Below are 25739 nucleotides of genomic sequence, written 5' to 3' on the forward strand. Positions count from 1 at the left end.
ACAACACCAAGCCCGCACCAGCCACTACAAGCGACACGGACACAACCCCTGACCTGGCCATCAGTCACCACAAGCACCGTTGCAGTACTAAGGCCTGTAGTTTGGATCATCCCGGCGGCGCGGGGTCTGATGCGCACATCTGCGAACCAGAGCCTTCTCGGGTCGGCCACGAGGTACCGCACTTCACAGCCGGGCTGATCCAGACGACGGCCCTGGTGCTGCGCCGCGGAAGCTCCGCCGATCAGTTTCCGGCTCTTGTGTGGTCTACCCTTCGACGAAGGGAGCGCACCATGCGCAAGATCATCGTTTGCACGTTCCTGACGCTGGACGGCGTCATGCAGGCGCCGGGCGGTCCGGACGAGGACGCTCAGAGCGGCTTCGAGCACGGCGGCTGGCAGAAGCCGGTGGCCGACGACGAGGTCGGCACGGCCATCGCCGGTTGGTACGAGCACTCCGACGCGATGCTGCTCGGCCGCAAGACGTACGAGATCTTCGCGTCGTACTGGCCGACCGCCGACCCCGACAACCCGTTCACCCATCGGATGAACAGCATGCACAAGTACGTGGCGTCTCGGACCCTGACGTCCGTCGAGTGGCAGAACTCCACGCTGCTGGAGGGCGACATCGTCGATGCCGTACGCAAGCTGAAGGCGTCCGACGGCGGCAACATCAACGTCGTCGGCAGCGGCGACCTTGCCCAGACCCTCATGCGGCACGGCCTCGTCGACGAGTACCGGCTGACCATCCATCCGGTGATCATCGGCACCGGCAAGCGGCTGTTCGCCGAGGGAGCGATCCCCACTGCGCTGGAGCCGATCAGCGTCTCGTCGACGAAGGGCGGCACCATCGTCGGCGTCTACCGGCCGAACGGTAAGCCCAGCTATGACAGCTATTAGACGGCTTGGTTTGGATCACCGGGCAGACCACAGGAAGATGCCCGCTACGTGGAGTCCGGCCAGGTAGATGGCCGCGGTCTTCTCGTAGCGGGTGGCGATGCCTCGCCACTGCTTGAAGCGGTTGATGCATCGCTCGACGGTGTCGCGCTGCTTGTACGTCTCGCGGTCAAAAGCCAGCCTTCTGCCGCCCGGATGCCGCGCTTGCGCAGGTGCTGACGAATAGGCCTTGTCGGCCGGGACGGCGACCGGCCTGGTGCGGGGGCCGTCCGCGTCGGCACGGAACACGCAGGCGTCTCATCACCTCGCGGAAGGCGGGCGCGTCAGCGGCCTGCCCGGCGGTGAGGTGGAAGGCCAGGGGCCGACAGCGGCCATCAGCTGCGAGGTGGATCTTTGTCGTCAGCCCACCGCGGCACCGGCCGAAGGCATGGTCCACCGGCTCTCCGGGCGGGGCCCCTTTTTGCGGGCCCCGGCCGCGTGCTGGTGGGCACGCACGATCGTGGAGTCCACCGAAACAGCCCAGTCGAGGTCCTCGTCGGCGTCGGCCTGGGCCATCAGCGCGGTAAACACCCGCTCCCAGGTACCGTCGACGGCCCACATCCGCAGCCGGTTGTAAGGGCACTGAGCCGATCAGCCCCAAGATGTCTCGGACGTACTCCTCGAATTCGAGCACCTCGCCAAGTTGCTTGCGCGCGTTCACGTGTGTGATTCCTTTTCGTACGTGGGCGTGAATGGCCGGGACGTGCCGAGTGGGCCGACGGAGGGCGGCACCGGGCGGCCGACCACCCCGTGATGCTGAGCGTCGCCCGCCGCCTGATCGACGCCTGGGACCGCCGCGGGCCCCGGGAGTGCCGGTGGACGTGGCTGACGACATGACTCGGGGGACCTTGGACACCTGCCGCAGGAAGCTGCTGCCACGTGCAGCCCGACGTCGCCACGGACACGATCGCCGCCAGCACCTCCCGGTCGCCGTGACGACGCCGGCCACCCCCTTGAGGGCGCGACGGCTCCTCCGGCACCGCACGCTGGAACAGCTCCCACAGCTCGTCCGGCACCAGTCGCTCAACAATCCCTGCCAGCGACAACCCCACCACACGGCAGCAGGCCCAGTACGCCTGGACCCGAAGTGCGGTAACCGCCCTCGCCACCACAGTCAGGGAACAGGCCGCACGCCCGAAACAGGTGCGAAGTGGAAGCGGCTCCCAACTACAGCCTCACCGGTACGTCATGTGAAGCAACCCGGACGAGGGCCCTGCTCGGCGCGGTGGGCGAGGACAAGACGGCCAACAGTGGCCTCCGCCGCCTCCTCGCGGGATCCCACGCGGCGCCCCGGACCTGCCCGGCCCCCGGCAACCTCCGCCGCCGTCTCCCTGACCAGCCAAGGCGCCGACCTTTCCCATACGGTGCGCGCACCAGGTGGAGGTTTCCGCGCTGGGACTCCCGACCAGTGCCTCAGTCACCGGCTTCCTTTGCTGCTTGGTGAGCCACTACTGGTAGGAGAGGCGCTGACGCTGCCGGAGGGACTGGCGGAGGGCCTCGCGGAAGGGCTTGCCGTCTGCGAGGGCGAGCTGGGGCGGCGGCTACTGGTGCTTCGGCTACTGGAGCTTCCAGGGGTCGGCTCAGCCTTCACCGGTGGCGGCGCACTGGTGGTGGCGGGAGGCCGAGAAACCGTTGACCTGCTGGGAGTCGCCGTCGGCAGACGACGCCGGAGCTCGTCACTGTTGCGGTCCCGGACGCCCTTTCTGGCCGGGTGCGTCGTCACACGCTCCGGTGAAGCCGGTGAATCGGTGACGCGGACCCCAGGCTCCTCGGGAGATGGCTGTGCGGGGACCGAAGCTGCTCGTGGGGCTGTCGACTGGGGAAGCACCGATGCAGTGGCCACGCCCCCGAGGACAGTGAATGCGGCTGCGGCAAGAGACCGGACGGCATACTTCTTCAGCCGCGACGGCCGGTCGAACCGGTCTGCCGGCGAGTCGGGCAAGGGAGTTGCTGACCCAGGAAGGGGGGACCCCGAGGAGCCCGGTCCCCCGCTGAAGCGGACCTCCGGCATCGCGGCGTCGACGGCCGGAGCACCGTCTGTCCGATCGCTCAGCTGTGCCATGCCGGGGTCGTATGCCCCGCACTCCGGGCAGGTTACGGCGCCGTTGAGCGTGCGGCTGCACGGGATGCAGTAGTCCACGAAGCGACCGTTCTCTCAGTCCTCGAGTTGACGGGAGGCAGGGTGCGCCCAAGCGGGGCAGCAGTCAGCGGTGGGGAAACGCCGCTGGGTTTGTTTCGGACCGATCTTTAACATGTGCGAACCTCACTTACCGTTCTGCGGGTGGGTCACCGGTTACTGGGGTCAACGGGGCGGATCGAACGAGTGCTCAGTCGCTGACTGAATAGTGAGGTATGTAACTCCGCCGGAAAGGTCGTCAATCACCGGGACGGCGCGGCAGCCTCGGCGTACGAGCCGACGGTTGCGGCTCAATGCCGGCCGATGCTGCTCACTTCCCAGTGCTCGACGTCCCTTGCCGCGCAATGGTTCTCTTCGCTCCTGCGATGCCTTGGGGGCAGGGCGGGTCAGGCGGAGAGGGGTCCGCGGGCAGCAACAACGGCACCACCGCCACAGCCAGTCGTCTCTGCCGGGGCCGACGCGGCGACAGCGGTCGTATCAGTGTCGACACGCTGGGCGTGCGGGTTTGCGTGAACGGCAGTTCGGGACTCTCCTTGTCGATCTCTGCCGCCTACTCACGCATACGGTCGGCGTCGGCGAAGCGCGGATAGCGGTCGATGCCCAGACCTGGACGTCGTCCTCGAACCCGCCGCCGCGCCGGTCCGCGCATCGACACCCAGGGCTGGCCCGCGCGGGTCCATTACCGCCGGCGCGGTGGCGCGGATGCGCCGATTTCCGCAGTACCAGGCTCACCGTGCCCGCACCCGACAACCGTCCGAGACCACCCCGGTCACGCGGCACCGCACGGCCCGGCACCTTCCGGCCATCCGGCGGTGCCGGGCCAAGGGCAGCTACTCAGGGGCAGTTGACGACTGTGTCCCCCGTGTCGCGGTTGCAGGTGTCGAAGCTGAGACCGCCGTCGAGGTTGTCGTTGAAGAGTACGTTGTCCACGGCGTTGAGGGAGTCGTTGCCTTCGCCACCGTTGTGCGTGTCGTTGCCGCTTCCTCCGGTGAGGGTGTCGTTGCCCTGGTCTCCGTTGAGTGTGTCGTTGCCGTCGTCACCGTTGAGGGTGTCGTTGCCGGCATTACCGTTGATGGTGTCGTTGCCGGCCAGTCCGGAAATGGTGTCGTTGCCGGGTCCACCGTTGATGGTGTCGTTGCCAGGGGTGGCACGCAGTGCGCCGGTTGCGGGGTCGTCACCGATGAGCCGGTCTGCCCGGGGGCCGCCGTTGAGGTGGTCGTCACCCGCGCCGCCGATCACCGTCCCCGCAGCATCCAGGTTGGGCGAGATGGTGACGTCGTCGTCGGCGTCCTTGGCATTCACTTGGATCACCGCGACGGGCAGCGGGCAGTCTGCGGTGTGCGTCGAGGTCAGCTGACAAGGAGCGACAGCGGACACGGTGTCCCCCGCGTCCGTCACCACGACAACGTTGCCCTGCCGCCGGATGGTGATGTCGTTCGCCACAGCATCTTCGGCCGTGACGACCAGGGTGCTGCCCACCTGCTCGACGACCGTGGTGTCGGCGAGTGTTCCGTCGGCTGGCGCCACGCCGACCGCAGGGGAAGCATCGACCATCAGGGCGCAGAGAAGTGTGCCCACGGCCACCACCATGGTGCTGATACGCCGTGCTGCCATCGGTCCCCGCCTTTGGTGTCGTCTCGTCGTAGACCTGATGCTGGTGTGCTGCTCATGCACGCTCATCAGGGGCACCCGCTGACGGAGTCGCCGAGGTCAGCACGGCAGTCGTCCACGTCGGCGCCGCCTTCGACGTAATCGTTGCCGCTGGCGTCGTCCACGGCGTCGATCGCGTCCCGGCCACCGCCGCCGTCGGCGTAGTCGTTGCCGGCCCCGGCAACGATCTGCTCGTTGCCGCTGCCACCGCCAATCACGTCGTTGCCCGAATTTCCGTTGATGGTGTCCGAGCCGCCGCGTCCCTCGATGGAGTCGTTGCCCGCGCCGCCGAAGATCCGGTCCGCGTCGGCTCCCCCGGTCAGGGTGTCGTTGCCTGCACCGCCGGAGAGGAAGTCGGAACCCTCGTCCCCTTCGAGTGTGTCGTTGGCGGAGCCGCCGAGAAGGTTGTCGTCGCCCGCGCCCCCGATCAGAGTGACACCGAGGTTCCCCAGCGAGGAGGTGACGTTGTCGTTCTGGTCACCGGCGTTGACCACGAGTTCAGTGGTGTCGGCGGCCGTGCAGGCGACTTCCGTCGTACTGATCGCGATGCAGTCGCCGGACGGCGCGACGGTGTCTCCCGTGTCCCGGATTCTGATGCTGTTGCCGGTCTGCCCAACGGTGATGCTGTTGCCCCGCCCCACCCCGGCAGTGACGGTGATGGTGGTGCCGGTCTTGTTCACCAGCGTTGTGGCGAGAATCCCTGCCGACCGCGTGGCCGAAGCCGCGGCGGATGTGTCCGTGAGGTACAGATTGAAACCGCACACCGCCGCCAGAAGCACGACGCTGTGACGAACCGTTCTTCTCATGAACTGCTCCCCTCGAATGGGAATCCTGATTGGATCTCACGACCGGGCGCATTGCCCTTCCTTCGATCACCGGCTCTCCGATCACCGGACCGACCGCGCGCAGCAGTTCATACGGTGATGCCGTGGGCGAAAGCGTTGAACGTGTGGGATACGTCCCTCCTGGCTCCACTCCCGGATGGCCTTCCAGCACTCACCGGTCCTCGACCACGGCCCTCCGCTCAACGCCAACCCCCTGCCTGCACCCGGCCGGTGTCACCACTGGGTGGCCTGGGCACCCCGAGCATGCCGGGATGGGAAGCCGCACTGAAGACGAATTACCGCCATTGCCGGATTCATTTCCTCCGCGCTGTGGATCGCCGTCCTCATCGTGCTGGATCGATCACTCGGGCATGACAAACCCCAGGGTTTTCTCAGCTGAGCGTGTGTAATTTACGATTCATCCGTGCCGTATTGAATTACTGCCAGGCCCGGGTGAAGCCAGCACAGTTGCTGTGAAACGCCGTTGAGCGGGGCCAAATGGAGCCCTGCGGACCTGCCTCGCTGTGTGGTGGGTCTGTGGGGAGAGTGCCGAGCTCAGCACGGCCGGGACGTAGACCACCGCGGAGTTCCTGCGCACGGCGACACCGGGCGAGCGCTGTCGCGGCCACCGAGCACCTGGTTGGTACCCCGACCACACCCGACCGGGGCCGGTCCTGCGGTGAGGGCAGCACGGCGGGTGACGTGGAGCGCGCCGGCGATCTGGTGGAACAGCACGTCTGCGGCTTCCACAACGACGTGGTCCGCAAGGCCTGGACATGCCGGAGCCCGGAGTCCCTGAGGAGGCTGGGGCCGGGACCCGGGACGGAGCCGTCGTCCGGGCGGCGTGCGGGCCGCTGCGGCGAGCTCGTTCCGAAACTGGTTTTTCCGCAGACAGCGGTGGCAGGAGCGGCGCCCCTTTAGAGTCGCTTCATGAGGGAAGCACCGGATCCGGACCGCGGCGTGCGGTCGCGGAACGCAATTCTCGACACCGCGACCGAACTGATGTCGCTGCACGGCTATGCCGCCACGTCCATTTCGATGGTCTCCGCCGCCTGCGGGCTGCCCGTCAGTTCCATCTACTGGCACTTCGGCAGCAAGGACGGCGTCTATGTCGCGGTGCTCGAACGTGCCAGGGTCTCCTTGCTGTCGGCGCTGCCCCCCGTGGCAGTGCCGGGCGCGGACATCGGTGAGCGGCTCGACACCTTCCTCGAAGCGGTCGGAGATGCCTTCCAGCGCCATCCGCGCAACGTGAAGCTGCTCATCGGCCTGGGCATGCTGCAGCGCACCGCCAGCGCGGCGGCCCTGGCCGAACTGCACCACTACCGGGATGCTCTGCTGGTCTGGGCGCGCGACTCCCTCAGCTCCGTCTTCGGACTGCACGCCCGCCCGGAGGCCTCGGGCCAACTCGCCCGCTTCGCCCTCAGAGCGGCGAGCGGAACCGCCGTCGCGCGCTGGTTCGATCCGGCAGCTTCCCTCGACACCGGCGCGCTGCGCGTCGCTTTGCTCGCTCTGGCGGCCCACCAAGGCGTACCCCTGGGAGCGTCCGCTGCGGAGCCGGCCGACGGAGAGCAGTCGAGCGGGTAGGCACTCGCCGGGCAGCGGGCGTTGCCGACTTGGCCGCAGCCGCTGCCCGGTACTGCGGGCGTCGCCCCTCAGGACACCGCGTGCCGCTGCCAGAACGCGCAGCGGTGGTCGGCCGCGAAGTCGTCGGTGGGGGCCGTCCGGTCCGCGGCGAGCACCTGAACGCCGTCACGGTCGGTTGCGTATCTCGGCCACAGGGGAGCACCGGGTCCGTTGGGATTGCCGGTGGCGGCGAACCGGGCCCAGTAGCCCGTCATCGTCGAGGACAGCCGCCGCTGGGCGGGAGTCAGCGGACGCAGCGAGCCCATCGGGAACAGGTAGGCCAGTTCCGAGGCGTGGAAGGCGCCCTGCGGGGTGTGCGGCGCGGGGATGAACGGCGGCGCCTCGGGGTCGTTGAACTCATACGCGTACACGGGTACCCGCCCGCTGTACAGACGGCTGTCGCCTCTCGCCGGGCAGGCGAAGAACCGGTCGGTGCCGACCGCGGAGTACGCCAGGTTGGGCGAGGGATAGGCCGAGGCCGGGTAGGTGTCGAGGATGGCGGCCGCCTCGGCGGGGTACCGCGCCTTGATCAGGGCGGCGTAGGTCGCGGGTGTGAGTGGTCCGCCTCCGAGCAGGTCGACGCGGAGGGCGGTGAAGTACCGGTACTCGTCGTGGGTGCTGCCGCTCAGGACGGGGACGGCGTTCGCCCGTCCCGCCGACCACGCCGCGCGCGGCGAGACCGGAAGGACGCGTGGACCGGTGTTCGCCGCCCACAAGGCCGAGCCCACGGAATCGTCGGCGAACAACTCGGTGACGGAAGCGGCACGCAGACAGGCCGCCGCGGCCGACGGGTCGGTGCAGCCGACCGAGGCCGCGAAGCTGCTTCCCCGCTGCTCGGCCGCCGCCAGGGTCAGCGGGGCGAGGGCGGCGTCCGACGCACAGCTGCCGCTCTGTTGCACGGCCCGGTGGAAGAGCCCCTTCGCGGTCGGCGAGGCGATGTTGAGGCAGGTGTCGACGGATCCGGCGGACTGACCGCCGAGGGTGACCCTGTGACGATCCCCGCCGAACGCCCCGACGTTGTACCGCACCCAGCGCAGGGCGGCCTGCTGGTCCATCAGACCGTAGTCACCCGAGGCACGGTCCGAGCTCTCCGCGGACAGGGCGGGATGGGCGAGGAACCCCAGGGCGCCGAGACGGTAGTTGACCGTGACCACGACAATCCCGCGCCGGGCGAGGGCGGCTCCGTCGTAGTCGCTTCCGGAGCCATAGGCGTTGCCGCCGCCGTGCAGCCAGACGAGGACCGGCAGAGCCCCGCCACTGCTGTGGGGCGGGGTCCACACGTTCAGGAACAGGCAGTCCTCCGAGGTGCTGCCCGTCCGGTTGGACTCGCCGGGCAGGACGGGTCCGCCGTCCGGGAGCAGCGTCAACGGCGGCTGGGGGCAGGGGTTGCCCGGCGCGGTGGCGTCCCGTATCCCGGACCACGGTGCGGGCGGCCGGGGTGGTTGCCACCGCAGTGCCCCCGTGGGAGGGGCGGCGAAGGGGATGCCCTGGAAGATCCGGCCGCCTCCGGGTCCGGCCGTGCCGCGCACCGGGCCGGCCACGGTCCGGACGACCAGGGGGTCGTGGTCGGCGACAGCGGAGGCTTCTGAGGGCGCCGTGATCGACAGCAGCAACGCCGCGAGGGCGGTCATGGCGCGGGTCGCGGTGCGGCGCGCGCTGGGTAATCTCATCGTCTGCTTCCCTTCCGGTCGGCGTCCTGGCCGGAGCCACTGTTCGTCGGACGTATCTCGATTGCTGTGCACGCCGGTGGCCCGGATCACTGCGCGCGTTCGTAGGCGCCGATGTCACAGGCCACGCCCTGGGGGCGGGGGACGCCGCGCTGGTCGGTGGCCGGGCACCGGGCGGCCGCGTCCAGGGCCGGGCTGCCCGGCAGCAGCGCTCGGGTGTCAGTCGGGCCGCCGTTGTCGGCGAGTGGTCCGAGTAGCGCGGTACGGCTGGGCAGGTCGCCCTCTGCGGTCAGATGACAGCTGCCGTCGCCGTCGATGTTGTGGCCGAGGGACTGTATGGCGGCGAAGGCCTTCTCGCAGTCACCGAGGGTGCCGTCGCCGGTGTTTCCGGCCACGATCGAGTTCCGCAGGACCAGTCGCCCCAGTGGCAGGTCGATGACGTCGGGAATGGGTGAGGGCAGACTGTCCAGGTAGGCGGGGGCAATGTTGATACCGCCCCCGTGGGGTGCACTGTTCCCGGTGACCGTTGAGTTGAGGATCGTCACAGTCCCGAGGCCCCGGACATCCACTCCTCCGCCGTAGCCGCCCAGGCTTCCGGGACGGTCGCCCGGATCCGTTACGCGGTTGTCCGCGATCGTCGAGTTGACCACCGTGCCGCTGTCGTCGAACCTGATCCCTCCGGCCTCCCCCGCGGTGTTCCCGCTGACGGTGCTGTCCACCAGATCCAGGTGGGAGTCCGGGATGTTGAAGATGCCGCCGCCGTAGCCGGCGGAGTTTCCGGTCACGGCAACGCGCCGCAGCGTCATGTTCCCGGCGTTGGCGATCCCGCCGCCCCCGGTGTCGGTGATGGGCACCTCGTGCTGCTTGGCGGCTCCCCCCGTGATCGTCAGATCGGAGAGCTCGGTGTCGGCCCGCATGCGGAGGACCCGGTCGACGCGGTTGGCGTCGATGACGGTGGCACGGGTACCGGTGCCCCGGATCGTGGTGGGTGCGTTGATGTTCAAGTCGCCCGTCGTCGGGTCCGGATGGGATGTGCGGAGGAACAGGGGGTTGGGCGGAATGGTGAGGCGGTATCGGCCGGTGGGCAGGACGATGGTGCTGCCGGGCCGGGCATTGGCTGCCATGACCGCCGCACGCAGAGTGCACCGGCCTGCCGCAGTGCGGCACACACCGTCCGACGGATCGGCGTCCACCGCGTCGGACGTGGCGTCGACGGTGAACTCCGTGGGACCGGCCTCCGCGGCCGACGCGGGCACGGGGGCGGCGATGGTCAGTCCTGCCGTCAGGGCGAGCAGGACGGCGGCGGGTGTGCGGGCGTTCTTGTCCCTCATCGAAGGAACTCCTGTCCACGTAGGGGCGCTTGCTCGTGCTCCGGTCAGCGCAGGCTGCCGGCGTTCCACGACCACTCGGGTCGGTACGAGGCTGTGCTGGGGCTACGGGGTGAGCTGAGAGAGGGGAAGGGGCGTGCGCGGCGGACGCCTTTGAATGGGCGGGGGGCGCACGTTCCCGTATGCGGGGAGGCACGGTCGGCACCAACTCGCTGTAGCGAGCGTTCCATTCATGGGCGGTAGCTGTCCAGAGATCTGACAGAAACCCCGGCTCCCCGGGTCGTCCCCCGCTCGGTGTCGCCCAGTGGGTCGACCGGATCGCGGAACGGTGCGGGCAGTACAGGGTGAGGCAACTGACGGCCTTCAGCCAGTGGTGCCCCGGCCGGGCTCGTCCCCTGCCGGTCTCGGCCCAGGGGGCCAAGGACACCAAAGGGTCAGCAGGAGCGTCGGGCGGTGTCCCAGGGCGCGCGGTGGATCCACGCCCCGGTTCCTCCCGGAGCCCGAGTACCGGGCGCCCTTGCGAACGGCACCGGACCGTACGGCATGAACCACGTCGACACCGCGGCGAATCCGCGCGGCATGACTTACGAACCGACCCTGCGGAATATCAAGTTGGCCATTCTCACCGCGTTCGGTGTGCTGGGTCACTAGGGGGTGCCTGCGAGGGCCGGGCTGCCTGCGCATAGGGGGACCGCGCGAACAGCGGCGGTATCCGACTGAGAGCATGTGTGCTATGAACGCTGATTCTCCCTCTCCCTCCGCCGCCCCTGCCGCGGGCTTCCTGGCCGAACTCCGGGACGCCATCAGCATCCGCGCCTTCGGACTCGTACTGGGCGGCCTGCTGATACAGCTCGCCTTCACCGTCTCCTACCTGGGCGCCTTCCACTCCCCCACTCCGCACCGGATTCCGGTGGCGGTGGTGGCCCCGGGGCAGGCCTCGGCGCAGATCGTGGCCAAGCTCAACGGGCTCGCCGGCGACCCGGTGAAGGCGACCGCCGTCGCCAGCGAGTCCACCGCCCGGCAGCGGATCATGGACCGGAGGGCGGACGCCGCCTTCCTGTTCAACGCGAGCGGCACCAAGGACACACTGCTGGTCGCCTCGGCCGGCGGCCCCTCGGTGTCACAGACCGCCTCACAACTCGCCCAGAAGATCGAGGCTGTGCAGAAGCGGCGGATCGCGATCACCGACATCCAAGCCCCGAACAGCGGCGACGGGCGCGGCATGACCTCCTTCTACCTGGTGCTCGGTTGGGTGGTCGGCGGCTACCTGACGGCGACGATCATGAATATGTCGGCCGGTTCACGGCCGGTCAACCAGCACCGGATCATCATCAGGCTGGCGGTGCTGGGGCTGTACGCGATCGTGTCGGGTGTTGCCGGCGCGGTGATTGTGGGCCCGGTGTTCGATGCGCTGAGCGGTCACTTCTGGGCGCTGAGCGGGATCGGCGCCATGGTGGTGTTCGCGTCGGCGGCGACCTCGCTCGCGCTGCAGACGCTGCTGGGCATGCTCGGCACCGGGCTGACCATCCTGCTGTTCGTGGTACTGGGCAACCCGAGCTCGGGCGGGGTGTATCCGTCGGTGCTGCTGCCGGGCTTCTGGAGCGCGATCGGCCAGGCACTGCCGCCGGGCGCGGGCACCACGCTCGTCCGCAACACCGTGTACTTCGACGGGCACGCCACGGCGGTCGCCTGGTGGGTGCTCGGGGCCTACACGGTGGGCGGTACCGCGATCGCGCTGGTCGCGGCCTGGTGGCGGGAGCGGCGCAAGGCGGCGGCCGTCAGCACCGTGGCGTCAACCGGCAGCGGGCCGGACACCGTGCCTGCGGGGTGACGGCCGTACCGACCCGTACGAAGCGTGGATGGCGGTCAGCTCAAAGGCCCACAGCAGCACGGACAGGACGAGCGCCGACTCCAGCGTCGAAAATCACCGACCGATGCGGGCGCGCGGCTCCACCGCCGAAAGGAACCAGGCTCAGCACGGCCGGCCGCCGCGGCCTCCGCATCCGCCTCCGGGATGAAGCGACCTGGCTCGATATCACTCCGGGCCGTGCCGCTGGGCAACCAACCTGCCATGCTCAACGGCGATGCGTAGGCGCGCGGCCCAAGACCTGCGAAGTTGGTTTCCTCGGCCGCGAGCGTCACGCAGTCGGCTTCGGGCAGCAACCGCGGATCAACTACGCACCGCCGATTCCCCGCGCGGCGCCCGCCGCGATGGCAGTGCGCTGCTGAAACTCAGATCCCGGCTTCGCCCGCGATGCGACGGGCCTCGTCCACAAGCGCATCGATGCGTTCCACGGTGGGCGTGCCTGTCGCGCTCTTGTTCTTCGGTTCCTCAATCGTCCGCCTCATCACGCCCTCGGCGATCACGGCCACCTTCCACAGTCCCAGTACATGCCAGAATTGCAGTGCCGCCGGGTCCCGGCCTGTTTCGGTCAGGTACACCTGAGCGAGCTCGGCCCGGTCCGGGAAGCCTTCCATGACGGAGGCGGCGAAATCGCCCCCGGTGTCCTCCTCCCCTGCTTCCGGCCAGTACGCCAGCAGGCCACCCATGTCCGCCAGCGGGTCACCCAGCGTCGACAGCTCCCAGTCGAGCACCGCGGTCACCTCCCCGCTGTCGTAGGAGGTGATGACGTTGCGCAGATGGAAGTCGCCGTGTACGAGGGTGAGTTCGCGCTGCTCGGGGACGGCTGCGACCAGGCGCCGGGTGAGGTCCTCGAGGGCGGGCAGCTCGCGGGTCCTGGACTTCTCCCACTGGCCCGACCACCGCTTGAGCTGACGCTGCGCATACGGCTTGTGGCTTGCCAGACCGGTCAGCCCGGTTGCCTCGAGATCGACCGCGTGGATCTTCGCCAGCGTCCGCGGCAACGACCTCCCGATCGCCCGGCGGCGCTCGGGCGTCAACGACCGCACGATCGACATCCTGTCGACGACCTGGCCGTCCACGAATTCCATGAGCAGCAACGGGACGTCGGTCACGGCAGGCTCATCGGTCAGCCCGAGCACCCGCGGGGTCGGCACGGCGGTGCCCTCCAGCGCGGTCAGAATCCGCGCCTCGCGGGCCACGTCGTGCGCCGATGCCAGCAGGCGGCCCAGCGGTGGGCGCCGCAGCACCCACCTGCGGCCGTCCAGGTCCCGTACCAGGTAGGTCAGATTCGACTGGCCGAGCCCGATCCGGTCGAACGTCAATGGCCCGGCGAAGTCGACGCCGAGGGTCTCGAACCAGCGGTTCACCGCCCCGGCGTCGACTCCCACGATGTCCGCGCTAGACACCGATGCCGGCTCCTTGCCTGAACGGGAGCGCGTCACCGAGTAGTTGCCCGCCGTCGATCACCATGGTCTCGCCGGTGATCCAACTCGCGGCGTCCGAGGCGAGAAAGGCGACCGCCGAGGCGATGTCGGCAGGCTCTCCTATGCGCCCGAGCGCCGTAGCGGCGGATACGGCCTGCTCGTGCTCCTTCCACAGAGCCTCGGCCAGTTTCGTGCGCACCACACCTGGTGCCACGGCGTTGACGCGAACCTTCGGCGAGAGTTCGAGGGCCAGTTGCTTCGTGAGATGGATCAGTGCGGCCTTCGACGCGTTGTAGAGCCCGATGTTGGCTTCGAGGGACATGCCGCCGACCGACGCGGTGTTGACGACCGCCCCGCCGTGCTCGCCCATCCAGGCCCGGGTGGCCAGTCCCGTCCACAGGACGGGAGCCCACAGGTTCACGTCGAAGGTCTTGGCGAACCGGCCGTGGTCCTGGTCGATGACCGGTCCGAAGGCCGGGTTGGTCCCCGCGTTGTTGACGAGGATGTCCAGGCTTCCGAAGCGCTCGATCGCCAGATCGACACAGCGCTGGGCCGCTTCTTCGTCGACGGCGTGCGCACCTACGCCGACTGCCGTGCCCTCGACCTGGGCCGCGGCGGCGTCGGCTGCCTCCTGGGACCGGGAGGTGAGGACGACGTTTCCGCCGGCGGCGGCGATGGCCTGGGCGATCGCCAGCCCGATTCCGCGCGAGGCGCCGGTGACGACGGCGGTGCGACCGGTGAGATCGAGTCCTGTCATCTCAGTTCACCGCTGCCTTCTGGCCACCGGGGGTGCCGGTGCCGTTCACCACCGCGGTGTCCGCTCCGCGGTACTGCCGCAGTTCGTGTCGGGCGATGGCCCGCTTGTGGACCTCGTCGGGACCGTCCGCCAGCCGCAGCGTCCGCAGTTGTGCGTACATCATCGCCAACGGGAAGTCCTCGGTCACTCCAGCTCCCCCGTGCACCTGGATCGCGCGGTCGACCACCTTCAAAGCGATGTTCGGGGCCGCCACCTTGATGGCCGCGATCTCGGTGCGCGCTTCCTTGTTTCCGACCGTGTCCATGAGATACGCGGCCTTCAGCGTGAGCAGGCGGATCATCTCGATCTCGATACGCGCTTCCGCTATCCAGTCCTGGACGTTGGACCGGTCGGCAACCGGACGACCGAACGTCACCCGCGACTGCGCGCGCCGGCACATCAGCTCCAGTGCCCGCTCGGCCGCGCCGATCGCCCGCATGCAGTGGTGGATCCGGCCGGGACCGAGCCGGGCCTGGCTGATCGCGAAACCCTCGCCCTCGCCCTTGAGTACGTCCTTGGCCGGTACCCGGACGTCGCTGAAATCGATTTCGGCGTGCCCCTCGCGGTCCTGGTAGCCGAACACCGGCAGCCCGCGCATCACCGTGACCCCGGGGGCGTCGATCGGGACGACCATCATCGACTGCTGCCGGTGCGGGGCAGCGGTGGGATCCGTCTTCCCCATGACGATGAGCACCTTGCAATTGCGGTGCAGGGCGTTGGACGCGAACCACTTACGGCCGTTGAGCACGTACTCGTCGCCGTCGCGCTCCATCCGCAACTCGATGTTGGTCGCGTCGGAACTGGCGACACGCGGCTCGGTCATCGCGAAGGCCGAGGCCATCGTCCCGTCGAGCAGGGGCTTGAGGTACTTCTCCTTGTGCTCGTCGCTGCCGAACAGCGTGAGCACCTCCATGTTGCCGGTGTCGGGAGCGTTGCAATTACACGCCTCGGAGGCGATGTGGCTGCGGCCCATGATCTCTGCCAGCGGCGCGTACTCGAGATTTGTCAGCCCCGGGCCCCACTCGGGGTGCGGGTGGAAGAGGTTCCACAGTCCGCGCTTGCGCGCCTCCGCCTTGAGGTCCTCGATGATCGGCGGATGGAAGTGCGGGTCGCCCGACGCGCGCATCTGCTCGTGGTACACCGCCTCAGCGGGGTAGATGTGGGCATCCATGAACTCGAGCAGATCCGCCTGGTACTTCTTGGCGCGATCCGACATCTCAAACAGGGACATCTGAACTCCTGACAGGTAGGGGAGGAAAACTTGGTGGGCGCTTGTCGAGGTGACTGGCCACGCCTTCGACGAAGTCGGCCCCACGGAAGGCCTGCAGCATGAAGCCTTCCGCCCGCCGCACGGAATCGGCGTAGATGCCGTCCGCGTCGTCGCGCAGTTGGCTCTTGATGGTCGCCATGGCTGCCGGGGAGCAGCGCGCCGCGAGTTCGGCGGCGTACGCGACAGCCGCGTCGACCACACTGCCGGTGGGCACCAGGTGGTCGAGGAGTCCGATACGCAGTGCCTCCTCGGCGTCCACCATGCGGCTCGACAACAACAGGTCCGCTGCCCGGCTGTGCCCCACCAGCCGGGGCAACAACCAGGAGATGCCGTACTCGGCGATCAGCCCGCGCTGGGCGAATGCCGTGGTGAATCGGGTCGAGGGCGAGCCGAAGCGGATGTCGCAGTAGAGCGCCTCCACCATGCCCAGGCCCGCAGCCACCCCGTTGACCGCACCGATCAGCGGTTTACGCAGCGTCAGTGGCACGTCCCTCGGCCGGCGCCTCGCCCGGTGCGCCTCGGAGACCTCGCCGACCGCCTGCAGCCGCTGGAGGTCGGCGCCGGCGCAGAATCCGCGTCCCGCGCCGGTGACCACGACAACGCGTACATCCGGGTCGTCTTCGGCGGCGTCGAGCAGCGTGAAGTAACGGTTTTCGAGTCCGTCCGTCCAGGCATTGAGCTTGCGCGGACGGTTGAACGTGAGCACCAGCACCGGCCCGCGGTGTTCGGCGACGACGAGCTCGCTCGGCATGCCGGTCATGCCTGCCCCAGCAGGGAGCTCTGGTAGCGGCGCATCCCGCGCAGCCACCGGTCGTAGTCAGAGCCCTTCTGCCGGTACATGTCCAGAACGTCCTCATGCGGCAGGATCAGAAAGCGCTCTTCCTTGATCGCGGCGAGGACGGTGTCGGCGACCTCGGCCGGCTCGAGGACGTCACCCGCTGACGTGACGGCCTGCGTGGCCGCTCTTCCCAGCACGTCCCCTGAGTCTTTCCCCGCGGACAGCATGCTGGTGTTCACCCCCATCGGGCACAGACAGCTGACACGGATCCCGCGATCGCCGTACGTGACACTCAGCCATTCGGCGAAGCCGACGGCCGCGTGCTTGGTGACGGCGTACGTGGCGGAGCCGATCTGGGTGAGCATCCCGGCCGCCGAGGCGGTGCTGACGAAATAGCCCTCGCCACGCTCGAGCCACCGCGGCACCAGGAGCTTTGCCGCCCGGACGTGGGCTCGCAGGTTCACGTCGATCGAGAGGTCCCAGTCCTGCTCGCTCGCGTCGAGCCCGAGCGCCCCGGCGATGCCCGCGTTCGCGAAGTAGAGGCCGACCGGACCGAACGTACTCTCCGCCAGGGCGATCAACCGCTGGATCTGGGCGGTGTCCGACACGTCCGCCCCGGCGCTGACGGTGCTTCCCGGATGGTCGGCGTTGACTCTCTCCGACACCGCTCGCGCGGTGTCGGCGTCGAGGTCTGCGACGACGACCCGGGCACCCTCGCGAGCGAGCCGTGCGACCAGCGCGCGGCCGATGCCGCCACCGCCACCGGTGACGATGGCGACTCTTTGTGCAATGTTCACAGCGAACCCTCCGTAGCGGGCGTGCGGAGCTGCGGCAGGGCCTCCGAGACGATGCGACCGGTGGCTCCCCCCTCTGTATAATTGAATCCGACGTCAAGTTCAATCATGGAATGCGCCTGACACATCCAGAAGGCGCGCCTCGCTCGACTGGCTAGGAGCTCCCCGGTCGGTCCACGGCGCCTTTCGTCGGCCCCCAGAGGTACAAGCGGATCCGGCGAGGTTCAGCAGCGGACAACGCTTTCATCCACGAGTGACAGCCACCTGCGGTTCGACGGCTGCGGCGGGCCAGGTAGCGGGTCGCGGTCAGGGTGATCTGCCGGACCACGGGTGGGCGCGGCTCGCGCCCCGGACGCTCCCTTGGCGTGAGTGGGGCGACAAGCCGCAGTTGATCCCGGTCCTCGAACGTACCCGGGCCGGCGTCCTACGTCGTGCACGGCACGGTTTCCGCCGCAGCGATCCGTGTGTGGCTCCGGCCGTCATCCGCCCGACCGGCCCTGGCCCCGTCCGCATGCGGGTCAGTCCAGGCCTTGCGGCGGGCGCAGCCGGTCCTCGTCGCGATGCGTGCGCCAGGATCCGGAATCGGTGAACGGTCGTGGGCGGCCGACTCGCGCCCCGGCCGGGTAGTCGGATCAGCGGTGGCTGGGGAACCGCAGGGCGTTCGCCCAGAGCCGGGTGACCGTGGACACGAGTTCCTCGAAGTCCACCGGCGTACGTTCCTCTTGCCCTTCGCCGAGCACGAAGGCGTTGTAGGCCATGACGCTGACCATGCCCGACAGCGCACGGGAGGCCATCATCGGATCCACCTCACGGTCTGCGACGCCCCGCTCCTGCAGGTCTGCGATGCCGCGGGCGTTGCGGCGGATGAACGCGTCCGCGCGCCGGCTTCGGAACTCACGGAACTCCGGCTCCACTTGCGCGACTTGCTCAAGCAGTCCCATCAGCTTCGCGTTCCGTTTGTATGCCTTGAGATACGCGCGATTGCTCGCCTCGAGGACCGCGTACGGATCGTCGGTGCTCTGCACCCGGCCCATGCCGGGGTGCATCATGTCCTCCTGCGCCTCCAAGAGGACGGCGGCAAGCACCTCTTCCTTGTTGGCGAAGTACGTGTAGAAGGATCCCGCCGCGCATCGCGCCTCTTCGGTGATGTCGGTCAGGCGGGTGTCCAGGTAGCCGTCCCGCTCGAACACCTTCCGCGCGGCCGTCACCAAAGCAGCGCGTGTCCGCGCTCCCCGCGCCGTCGACGGCGGCTCGCGGAGTTGCGAGAGGGGCGCCATGGGCGGTGCCTTCTCGCTGTCGTCCTCCTCGGGGGCAAGGGTGTTCATCCCAGAAACTGTACTTGAATCCGACGCCAGAGTCATAAACGCTCGGGGCACGACGTGGAGAGCTCAGTGCCGGCCGGCGGGTACGTCGCCGGGCGCGGGGTCGCGGGTCAGAGCGGTACGGTCGATGGAGCGCTTGAGGATCTTGCCGGACGGACCCTTGGGAAGCGCGTCGACGAACCGGACGATCGCCGCTCCCGTGCCCAGTTCGGCACGTCAGCGGCACTGAGCTGCGAACCGGGCCGGGCGGTGACGAGCGCGACGACCTCCTCGCAGTAGTGGTCGTCGGGAACGCCGATGACGGCTGCCTCGATGATGTCCGGATGCCCGTAGAGAACTTCCTCCACCTCACCGGGGCAGTCATTGTGGCCGGCGCAGATGATCAGGTCCTTGATCCTGTCGACGGTGCGCAGGTCGCCGTCGGGTTTCGCCGAGGTCGCCGGTCGGAACCAGCCGTCGGGCGAGATCGCCGCGGCGGCGTCCGCGGGGCGGTTCCAAGCCGCGCATCACCGTGGGTCCCTTGATGTGGACCTCGCCGACGGTGCGCGGTGCGCACTCATGGTCGTCACTGCCACGCACCTGTACCTGCGGTCGCGGGACCGCCCTGCCGGTGTACCCGGTCCCGCCGCCGTCGATGTCGGTGAACGTGCCGAACGCGGTGGATTCGGTGAGCCCATACCCTTCGAGGACGGTGCAGCCGAAGCGGGCCTCGACGGCCCGGACGGCCTCCCAGTGCAGCGATGCGCCGCCGGGGACGGCGACACGGAGTTGGGCACTTCGGGCCGGCACCGGCCGTGGCTGGTCGCGTCCAGGCACGGCCGGAACGAAAGAGCTCAGCCCAGCAACTCAGCGCTGCCGGCCGGTTCTCGCCGCTCTTGTCCATTGATGCGGTGCCGTTCGATGGACGAACGCCGGTACACCTCCTGCCGCACCCGCTGGATCTCGCCCATGGGCCGGTGTTCCTCGCGTGATCGCCACGGCGTGATCGACGTGGCGTCAGCGGCCGCCAGGTTGTCGTTCCCACCGATGTTCTGGCGCGGAAGACTCACACCGGCGACTGTCACCCAGGGGGACAGGTCCTCGGGCCACTTGACGGACGTGTTGTCCACCGGCATCCGGGCCAGATCGGTGTTGAGCTGGACCTGGAGCTCGAAGGAGTGGTCTCGCTCCGCAGACTCGGCCACCAGGGTGCGGCGGAATGCCTCGTTGTCCGCGCGCACGTCCACGATCTGGTGCGTGAGGGAGGCCAGGGACGCGGCCGTCGGCACGGCACGGATCTTGGCGATGTGGTCGCCGTACCGGAAGGCGCCCATGCTGTTGTAGGTGTACGACAGCAGGTTCCTGCGCGGGACGGCAGTGAACGACAGCATGGCGAGCAGTTCGTCCCACAGCCAGCTGTCGGGATCGGTGAGCGTCTGCCGACGGGTCAGGAACTCCGCCATCCAGGTCTTGCGGCGGGCTGGGTCCACCAGGGCCTCGGGCAGTTCGGCGAACAGATCCTCGATCACCATGTAGTCGTAGGCGGTGTTCGCGAAGAAGACCTCGTTGTTGATCAGGTTGAGGTCGAAGGTGCCGCTGTCTCGTTCGTCGTCCAACAGCGAAGGGCCGGCGACCTCGAACAGCTTGATGCCCATTCCGCACGCAGCGCCCAGCTGGTGGTCGGGGCGGTGGTGGCCCAAGCCGTTCGAGTAGCGGACGACGGCGTCGTACGTGGTCGGCCGGGCGAAGATGCCCTGCCCGTAGAAGCCGGGGTTGTCACCAACCGTGACCGTGGCCTTGAGGAGGCCGTAGGTCTTTCCGTGGGCGGTGCGGACGGCGCGGCCGACGGTTTCGCGCTCGACAGAGGCGCGAGTACGACGCGCCACCTGAGCCACAATCGCCTCCATCTCCTCGTCATAGGTGGGGCGTTCATTGGGACGGTAGTCGTCGTAGCGGACGGGATGCATGATGCCGCCTCTCTGTTGTGGTGCACTACCCGCATACGCTAATGCGCAATTTGATTGCGCACAATGTAACTGTGGGTAATGACACATTCGCAGCATCCGATCGTCAGTGCTCTGGTTGGTCCCGCGGGGGCATCTGCCCGGGCTATGCGGAAGACCTACCGGCGCGGGTGCCGGCGGTGAGGGGCATCAAGACCGCGTCCCGCACGGTGAGTTGGTCGTTGAAGGTGCTTGGCCTCCCGGCCGACCAGGTCCGGATCGACATGCCAGGAGTACGGGGCATCTTGGCGGGGTGCGGTCAGACGGGGCGTCGCGAGGCAGGCCCTAATACGCGCGGCCCGGGTTGAGGATGCCCGAGGGGTCGAAGACGGCCTTGATGCCGGTCATCAGCTCCCGCTCGGTGGGACCGAGTTGTGCGTCGAGGTAGGGCGTCTTGAGGGAGCCCACGCCGTGCTCGCCGGTGATCGTGCCGCCGAGCGCGAGCGTGGCGGCCACGATGCCGTCGAACGCGGCACGGGCACGATCAGCGGCGTCAGGGTCGGTGGCGTCATAGACGATGGTCGGATGCAGGTTGCCGTCGGCGGCGTGGCCGAAGGTGCCGACCAGCACGCCGTGGTCGGCAGCAGTTCGCTCGATCGCGGCAATCAATCGGGGAAGGTCCTGAACCGCGACGCCGACATCGTCGAGCAGCGTGGTGCCCAGTCTCTCCAGCGCCGGGTACACCGTTCGTCTGGCCTGCATGAACATCTCGCCTTCCGTCGGGTCGGCGGTGTGCAGCACCTCGGTGGCGCCGCCGGCTTCAGCCAGCCTGGCACAGGTGGCGGCTTCCTGATCGGCGGACGGCCCGTCGCACTGGACGAGCAGCAGCGCCCCGGCCGACTCGTCCAACCCCATGCGTGTCAGGCGATTCACGGCGCGAATACAGGTGCGGTCCATCAGCTCCACCGCCGCTGGGTCGGCGACCGCCGCGATCTGCAGCACGGTGTCGACTGCCTGTTGGGACATCGGGAACGCGGCCACCGCGGTCGCGGTGGCCGTCGGGAACGGTCGCAGTCGCACGGTGGCGTCCACGATCACGGCGAGGGTGCCTTCGGAGCCCACGAGGAGCCGGGTGAGGTCGAGCCCGGTGACGTTCTTGCGGGTCGGCGGACCGGTACGGATCACGCGGCCATCGGCGAGTACGGCCGTCAGCGTGGCGACATGGTCGGCGGTGACCCCGTACTTGGCGCAGCACATGCCGCCTGCGTTCGTCGCCAGGTTGCCGCCGATGGTGGAGATCGCCTTGCTGCCCGGGTCCGGCGGATACCACAGACCGTGCTCGCGAGCGCGGGCGTCGAGATCGCCGGTGAGCACGCCCGGCTCCACGGTTGCCGTCCGGCCGGCCACGTCAAGGGCCAGGATGCGGTCCATCGCGGCGAGCGAGAGTACGACGCAGCCGTCGATCGCATTTGCCGCGCCGGCCAGCCCGGTGCCGGCCCCCCGGGTCACCACCGGGGCGTGATGGTCGCCGGCCACGCGCAGTGTGGTGATCACCTCATCGGCCGAGCGGGCACGTACCACCGCCGCCGGGTGCCCCGCCGGGGCCAACAGGCACTGGTCACGGCGGTAGGCCTCCATCGCGTCCCGGTCGGTGACCACCCGGCCCGGGAGCGCGGCGGCGAGGGCGGCGGCGACGTCCGCGACAACCTCGGTCATGGCGTCTCCGGCTCGTAGAAACCACTGACGTGAGCCACGACCAGCTCGGCGGCACGGTCGGTCGCGCCCGCGTCCAGCGCGTCCACGATCGCCTGGTGCTCGGCCAGCAGACGCGCGAGCACCGTGCCCTGATCGGCCACCGCGTCGAGCGCGTCGAGCAGGTAACCGGCGATGCAGTCGCGCAGCACGCCGATGACGAAGCCCAGTGCCCGGTTACCGCCGGCGTAGGCGAGCTGCACGTGGAATTCCACGTCAGCGGCGTGGAAGGTGTGGATGTCGGTGTTCTCCACCGCCGCCGCCATGGTCACCAGGCAGGACCGAGCCGCATCGGGCACGGAGGTGGTCTGCCGTATCGCCTCCGCCTCCAGCAGCATGCGCAGCGCCACCAGGTCCCCCAGCGGGATCGCGCCGACCTGCAACGCGGTGCTCAGCGCCAGGCCCGCCGCGCCCGCCGTGCGCTCGTGGGTGACGCGCGGACGCGCGGTGGAAACGGTATCCGCCCCGCTGATCAGACCGTGCGCCTGCAACACCCGAAGCGCCTCGCGAATGGTGGACCGCCCGACACCGAAGGACTGGGCCAGTTCGGTTTCCGTGGGCAGTTCGGTGTCGGCGGGGAGTGTGCCGTCGAGGATGGCCGCCCGCAGGCGCTGAGCCACGTCCAGGCTCAGGGGCAGGCGCGACACCGGCGAGATCGTCATGCGACACACGATAGCTCCTTGTCTGTTTGTCAGACAAGGAGCTATCGTGCTACTAGCTGCGCCCCAGGACACACAGGCCCTCCCTCAAAGACGCGGAAATCAGGTGTCGCCATGACCGACAAGCTCGAGATCGATCCGGCCAAGTCCGCAATCGTGCTCATCGAGTACCAGAACGAGTTCACCAGCGACGGAGGCGTTCTGCACGGGGCGGTCGCCGACGTCATGCACCGCACCGGCATGCTTGCCAACACCGTCGCCGTGGTCGACTCCGCCCGGCGGGCCGGAGTGTCGATCATGCACGCGCCCATCACGTTCGCGGAAGGCTACGGCGAGCTGACCCGACACCCCTACGGCATCCTCAAAGGCGTGGTGGACGGGAAGGCGTTCGTGAAGGGCACGTGGGGCGCGGCCATCGTCGACGAGCTGACTCCGGCGAACGGGGACATCGTCATCGAGGGCAAGCGCGGGCTCGACACCTTCGCCAGCACGAACCTCGATTTCATCCTTCGAAGCAAGGGCATCGACACGATCATCCTCGGCGGCTTCCTCACCAACTGCTGCGTGGAGTCGACCATGCGCACCGGTTACGAGCACGGCTTCCGGGTGATCACCCTGACCGACTGCGTCGCCGCCACCTCGCAGGAGGAGCACGACAACGCCATCTCCTACGACTTCCCGATGTTTTCGCTGCCGACGACCTCTGCCGACGTCATCGCCGCCCTGTAGTCCGCCGTCGGCGCCCCTGCTGCGCCGGCAGTTGACATCGCCTGGAGCCAACCGCGTGAGACCCACCCGTGGTCCCGCTCCAGGCGGTGTCCCCGGCGGCGGTATCTGCCGCCAACTGTCGGGAAGTGGAGTACCGCGCGCGGCAAAGCGAGCATCCACAGCACAGCGACGCGATTCTTGAGACGCGCGGCGCACTGTGCGGCACCCGGCACCTGTTCCGCTCCCGGGCCATCCGCTCGAGCCCGTCGCTTCCACGGACCAGATCGCCCACGCGGCGCAGGAACACCGCTCCGCGGTATGCGATGCGCGGCACCTCACCGGCCGTCCCCCGGCACGTGCCCACACGGCACAGCATGCCCGCTCGGCAGGGACCCAGCCCCGCAGGCCTCACCCTTGCCCGAGGTTCACCCTCGTGATCGACGTCACCGCCGGCGGCCGCCGACGCAGGGCAGCACTACCGGCGCCCGACATGTACGGCACCACCGCGGTCATCGCCGTCGGAGCCGCCAGGCGACTGGTGGCCGGCTCGGTTCCCCCCGGGCTCCTGGCGCCGGCGGAAGCGTTCCACGCTCGTCAGCGTGGAGCAGTGACAGCGCACCGCACCGGGCGGGGGGATCGCCGTGGACTTCACCGAGGCGAATCGACCCGGCTTCCCGCACCGAGCATCCACTGCGAAGCAGGTGGTCCATGTCCATACCGAGGGCGCTCCGCCGCTGCCGACGCGGGCCGAGGGTCGCCGTGTGGTCGAGGCCCGCGATGCCCTCGGCACATCGGACCGGGTGGCTGCTGCACGGCGACCGGCCCCATGACGCGATGGACGACGGGTGAATTACGTACCGGCTGCGGGGTGAAGAGAAAGCCGCGCGGCCTACCTATTGCATCCCAGAGGAGACGCGTACGCGGCCTCCCTCACCGAGGGGCTGTCGATACGGCCCTCAGCCCACGCCCTCAGCCTTCCCCGCTCCGCCGCCCGGAGGAAAGGAGGGCGGGGGCGCATCGATCCGCCGGCCTTGTATCCAGGAGGATCGCCGTCGTGTGGCCCACGCACCGTCATCCGCGCTTGCGCCGCAGGACCTTTGCCCCGTGCCAGCGGCAGACGTTGAGGGCGAAGTGGAGGTCGAAGGCGTTGGCCTCGAGGTCGAGCTGGTAGTGGTCGACAGCCCGCTGGATGCGGTAGTGGACGGTGTTGCGGTGGACCATCAGATGGTCCGCGGTGGCGGCGTAGCTGCGATTGGTGGCGAGGAAGAGGCGCAGGGTCTCGCGGAGCACTTCGCGGCGGGGATCGTCGACGGCAAGGTCGCCGAGGGTGTCGGAGACGAAGTCCGCGAGTTCGCGGGGCTCGTCGACCAGGAGGGCGATGGGGGCGACGCGGGTGAAGGCGACCGCGCTGGGGCTGCTGGGCCCCGCGGAGAGGGCGAGGGCCTTGGCGCGGGCTGCTGCACGGGTGCTGCGGCGAAAGCCGTCCAGCCCCGGGCGGACGATGCCGAGGGCAACGCGCACCGGCAGCGCGGCGCCGGCCAGTTCGGCCGTGACCGTGTCGGGGTCCACGAGGAGGTCGGGCCTGACGGCAAGCCAGATACGGGCGTCGGCCTCGTCGGTGTGGACCAGCAGGGGGCGGCGCTGGGCGTGCAGGACGGTGCACAGCAGCGAGGCCAACCGGTCGAAGACGGCGGCGGGGTCACCGGTCGCCGCGGTGCCGTGCAGCCAGGCCTCAACGGCCACATGGCTGCCGGACAACCGGTAGTCGAGGGCGGCCTCTGCCTGCAGCAGATCGACCCGGGGGTTCTCCAGGAGCTGGTTGACCCAGTACTGGCGCGGTATACCGCGGCTGCCCACCCAGCGTTCGCGCTCCTCCTCGTACACACGGCCGATCTGGTCGCAGACCCGGTCCAGGTAGGCCGAGGTGAGGGTGACCAGGGTGATGACGGTGCCGGCCGGGTCCGGCAGCCCCAGTCGGACCGCCTCACCGAGGACCAGGTCCAGGCTCTGTGCGTGGCCGAGTCGGTAGGCGCGCAGCAGGGCGGAGAGTGGAACGTCGCGTTGGGCGAGGCGGCGCGCATAGGAGACGGCCGAGGCGGGGGCGTCCACGGTTTGCGGGTCGATCCGGTTGATGATGACGTGGACGGCGGTGACGATGTTCTCGGTGATGCTGGCCTCAAGGAGTCCGCGCAGCGATTCGTCGTGCTCCAGTTGAGCGATCTCGGCCTCGGTCGTGGCGACCAGTTTGGCGATGAACGCGTCCCGGCGCGTCTGCATCACCTGGGCCAC

Annotated in this window: 20 protein-coding genes and 2 pseudogenes; 4 read left to right on the forward strand and 18 right to left on the reverse strand. The window is 69.0% G+C overall.

The genetic code is table 11. The features are described from left to right. Positions 1–290: 290 nt before the first annotated feature. A complete protein-coding gene (locus ACZ7L0_RS37010; RefSeq protein WP_471246970.1) occupies positions 291–896 on the forward strand; it encodes a dihydrofolate reductase family protein in 606 nt (201 codons plus the stop codon). 15 nt (positions 897–911) lie between these two features. Here the strand turns inward: ACZ7L0_RS37010 and ACZ7L0_RS37015 are convergent. From ACZ7L0_RS37015 to ACZ7L0_RS37030, 4 genes and pseudogenes are all read right to left on the reverse strand, one after another. Next, positions 912–1517 (reverse strand): annotated as a pseudogene (locus ACZ7L0_RS37015) (IS5 family transposase); the annotation flags it as partial. 278 nt (positions 1518–1795) lie between these two features. Further along, a pseudogene (locus tag ACZ7L0_RS37020) lies at positions 1796–1972 on the reverse strand (transposase); the annotation flags it as partial. Positions 1973–3903: 1931 nt separating this feature from the next. Next, positions 3904–4683, reverse strand: coding sequence for a calcium-binding protein (locus ACZ7L0_RS37025; protein WP_471246971.1), 780 nt, complete (start codon positions 4681–4683; stop codon positions 3904–3906). Between the two features lie 65 nt (positions 4684–4748). After that, on the reverse strand, positions 4749–5498 hold the full coding sequence (locus ACZ7L0_RS37030) for a calcium-binding protein (RefSeq protein ID WP_471246972.1): 750 nt from the start codon (positions 5496–5498) through the stop codon (positions 4749–4751). Positions 5499–6473: 975 nt separating this feature from the next. Here ACZ7L0_RS37030 and ACZ7L0_RS37035 point away from each other — a divergent pair. Beyond that, the gene (locus tag ACZ7L0_RS37035; protein WP_471246973.1) at positions 6474–7127 is read left to right on the forward strand and encodes a TetR/AcrR family transcriptional regulator; all 654 of its coding nucleotides are present in this window, start codon (positions 6474–6476) and stop codon (positions 7125–7127) included. A gap of 68 nt (positions 7128–7195) precedes the next feature. Here the strand turns inward: ACZ7L0_RS37035 and ACZ7L0_RS37040 are convergent, their stop codons facing one another. Both ACZ7L0_RS37040 and ACZ7L0_RS37045 read right to left on the reverse strand, forming a co-directional pair. Then, positions 7196–8836, reverse strand: a complete 1641-nt coding sequence (locus tag ACZ7L0_RS37040; protein ID WP_471246974.1) for a carboxylesterase/lipase family protein — start codon at positions 8834–8836, stop codon at positions 7196–7198. A gap of 86 nt (positions 8837–8922) precedes the next feature. After that, positions 8923–10164: a choice-of-anchor Q domain-containing protein gene (locus tag ACZ7L0_RS37045; RefSeq protein WP_471246975.1), complete on the reverse strand. Its 1242-nt coding sequence runs from the start codon at positions 10162–10164 to the stop codon at positions 8923–8925. Positions 10165–10885: 721 nt separating this feature from the next. Here ACZ7L0_RS37045 and ACZ7L0_RS37050 point away from each other — a divergent pair. Further along, positions 10886–11992, forward strand: coding sequence for a DUF3533 domain-containing protein (locus ACZ7L0_RS37050; protein ID WP_471246976.1), 1107 nt, complete (start codon positions 10886–10888; stop codon positions 11990–11992). 401 nt (positions 11993–12393) lie between these two features. On the opposite strand, the gene ACZ7L0_RS37055 is transcribed toward ACZ7L0_RS37050, so the two are convergent. The 11 genes from ACZ7L0_RS37055 to ACZ7L0_RS37105 form a co-directional block, all read right to left on the reverse strand. Next, positions 12394–13431, reverse strand: coding sequence for a phosphotransferase family protein (locus ACZ7L0_RS37055; protein WP_471246977.1), 1038 nt, complete (start codon positions 13429–13431; stop codon positions 12394–12396). Next, a complete protein-coding gene (locus ACZ7L0_RS37060) occupies positions 13424–14206 on the reverse strand; it encodes an SDR family oxidoreductase (RefSeq protein WP_471246978.1) in 783 nt (260 codons plus the stop codon). The genes ACZ7L0_RS37055 and ACZ7L0_RS37060 overlap by 8 nt, the downstream gene beginning before the upstream one ends. 1 nt (position 14207) lies before the next feature. After that, complete coding sequence (locus tag ACZ7L0_RS37065; RefSeq protein ID WP_471246979.1) at positions 14208–15476, reverse strand: acyl-CoA dehydrogenase family protein; 1269 nt, start codon at positions 15474–15476, stop codon at positions 14208–14210. Beyond that, positions 15463–16275, reverse strand: coding sequence for an enoyl-CoA hydratase-related protein (locus ACZ7L0_RS37070; protein ID WP_471246980.1), 813 nt, complete (start codon positions 16273–16275; stop codon positions 15463–15465). Before ACZ7L0_RS37070 ends, ACZ7L0_RS37065 begins: the two co-directional genes overlap by 14 nt. Then, the gene (locus ACZ7L0_RS37075) at positions 16272–17090 is read right to left on the reverse strand and encodes an SDR family oxidoreductase (RefSeq protein WP_471246981.1); all 819 of its coding nucleotides are present in this window, start codon (positions 17088–17090) and stop codon (positions 16272–16274) included. The genes ACZ7L0_RS37070 and ACZ7L0_RS37075 overlap by 4 nt, the downstream gene beginning before the upstream one ends. 629 nt (positions 17091–17719) lie before the next feature. Next, positions 17720–18412 carry a TetR/AcrR family transcriptional regulator gene (locus ACZ7L0_RS37080; protein WP_471246982.1) on the reverse strand — a complete coding sequence of 231 codons (693 nt, stop codon included), beginning with the start codon at positions 18410–18412 and terminating at the stop codon, positions 17720–17722. 107 nt (positions 18413–18519) lie between these two features. Further along, the gene (locus ACZ7L0_RS37085; protein ID WP_471246983.1) at positions 18520–18756 is read right to left on the reverse strand and encodes an AMP-binding enzyme; all 237 of its coding nucleotides are present in this window, start codon (positions 18754–18756) and stop codon (positions 18520–18522) included. Positions 18757–18769: 13 nt separating this feature from the next. Next, the gene (locus ACZ7L0_RS37090) at positions 18770–19225 is read right to left on the reverse strand and encodes an AMP-binding protein (protein WP_471246984.1); all 456 of its coding nucleotides are present in this window, start codon (positions 19223–19225) and stop codon (positions 18770–18772) included. A gap of 17 nt (positions 19226–19242) precedes the next feature. Further along, a complete protein-coding gene (locus ACZ7L0_RS37095; RefSeq protein ID WP_471246985.1) occupies positions 19243–20355 on the reverse strand; it encodes a catalase family protein in 1113 nt (370 codons plus the stop codon). Between the two features lie 321 nt (positions 20356–20676). After that, the gene (locus ACZ7L0_RS37100; protein ID WP_471246986.1) at positions 20677–21969 is read right to left on the reverse strand and encodes an FAD-binding oxidoreductase; all 1293 of its coding nucleotides are present in this window, start codon (positions 21967–21969) and stop codon (positions 20677–20679) included. Positions 21970–22043: 74 nt separating this feature from the next. Next, positions 22044–22745: a FadR/GntR family transcriptional regulator gene (locus ACZ7L0_RS37105; RefSeq protein WP_471246987.1), complete on the reverse strand. Its 702-nt coding sequence runs from the start codon at positions 22743–22745 to the stop codon at positions 22044–22046. A 111-nt stretch (positions 22746–22856) separates the two neighbouring features. On the opposite strand from ACZ7L0_RS37105, the gene ACZ7L0_RS37110 reads away from it, so the two are divergent. Continuing rightward, on the forward strand, positions 22857–23471 hold the full coding sequence (locus ACZ7L0_RS37110) for a cysteine hydrolase family protein (RefSeq protein WP_471246988.1): 615 nt from the start codon (positions 22857–22859) through the stop codon (positions 23469–23471). A gap of 1050 nt (positions 23472–24521) precedes the next feature. Here ACZ7L0_RS37110 and ACZ7L0_RS37115 read toward each other — a convergent pair. Continuing rightward, positions 24522–25739, reverse strand: coding sequence for a PucR family transcriptional regulator (locus tag ACZ7L0_RS37115; RefSeq protein ID WP_471246989.1), 1218 nt, complete (start codon positions 25737–25739; stop codon positions 24522–24524).

The organism is Streptomyces sp. NPDC039424 (assembly GCF_055639495.1).

Excerpts from the sequence above, each read along its gene's own strand:
- ACZ7L0_RS37035 (WP_471246973.1), top strand. The coding sequence starts at position 6,474 with ATGAGGGAAGCACCGGATCCGGACCGCGGCGTGCGGTCGCGGAACGCA.
- ACZ7L0_RS37080 (WP_471246982.1), bottom strand. The coding sequence starts at position 18,412 with ATGAACACCCTTGCCCCCGAGGAGGACGACAGCGAGAAGGCACCGCCC.
- ACZ7L0_RS37065 (WP_471246979.1), bottom strand. The coding sequence starts at position 15,476 with ATGTCCCTGTTTGAGATGTCGGATCGCGCCAAGAAGTACCAGGCGGAT.
- ACZ7L0_RS37040 (WP_471246974.1), bottom strand. The coding sequence starts at position 8,836 with ATGAGATTACCCAGCGCGCGCCGCACCGCGACCCGCGCCATGACCGCC.
- ACZ7L0_RS37010 (WP_471246970.1), top strand. The coding sequence starts at position 291 with ATGCGCAAGATCATCGTTTGCACGTTCCTGACGCTGGACGGCGTCATG.
- ACZ7L0_RS37045 (WP_471246975.1), bottom strand. The coding sequence starts at position 10,164 with ATGAGGGACAAGAACGCCCGCACACCCGCCGCCGTCCTGCTCGCCCTG.
- ACZ7L0_RS37025 (WP_471246971.1), bottom strand. The coding sequence starts at position 4,683 with ATGGCAGCACGGCGTATCAGCACCATGGTGGTGGCCGTGGGCACACTT.
- ACZ7L0_RS37110 (WP_471246988.1), top strand. The coding sequence starts at position 22,857 with ATGACCGACAAGCTCGAGATCGATCCGGCCAAGTCCGCAATCGTGCTC.
- ACZ7L0_RS37050 (WP_471246976.1), top strand. The coding sequence starts at position 10,886 with ATGTGTGCTATGAACGCTGATTCTCCCTCTCCCTCCGCCGCCCCTGCC.
- ACZ7L0_RS37100 (WP_471246986.1), bottom strand. The coding sequence starts at position 21,969 with ATGGAGGCCTACCGCCGTGACCAGTGCCTGTTGGCCCCGGCGGGGCAC.
- ACZ7L0_RS37070 (WP_471246980.1), bottom strand. The coding sequence starts at position 16,275 with ATGACCGGCATGCCGAGCGAGCTCGTCGTCGCCGAACACCGCGGGCCG.
- ACZ7L0_RS37060 (WP_471246978.1), bottom strand. The coding sequence starts at position 14,206 with ATGACAGGACTCGATCTCACCGGTCGCACCGCCGTCGTCACCGGCGCC.
- ACZ7L0_RS37095 (WP_471246985.1), bottom strand. The coding sequence starts at position 20,355 with ATGCATCCCGTCCGCTACGACGACTACCGTCCCAATGAACGCCCCACC.
- ACZ7L0_RS37105 (WP_471246987.1), bottom strand. The coding sequence starts at position 22,745 with ATGACGATCTCGCCGGTGTCGCGCCTGCCCCTGAGCCTGGACGTGGCT.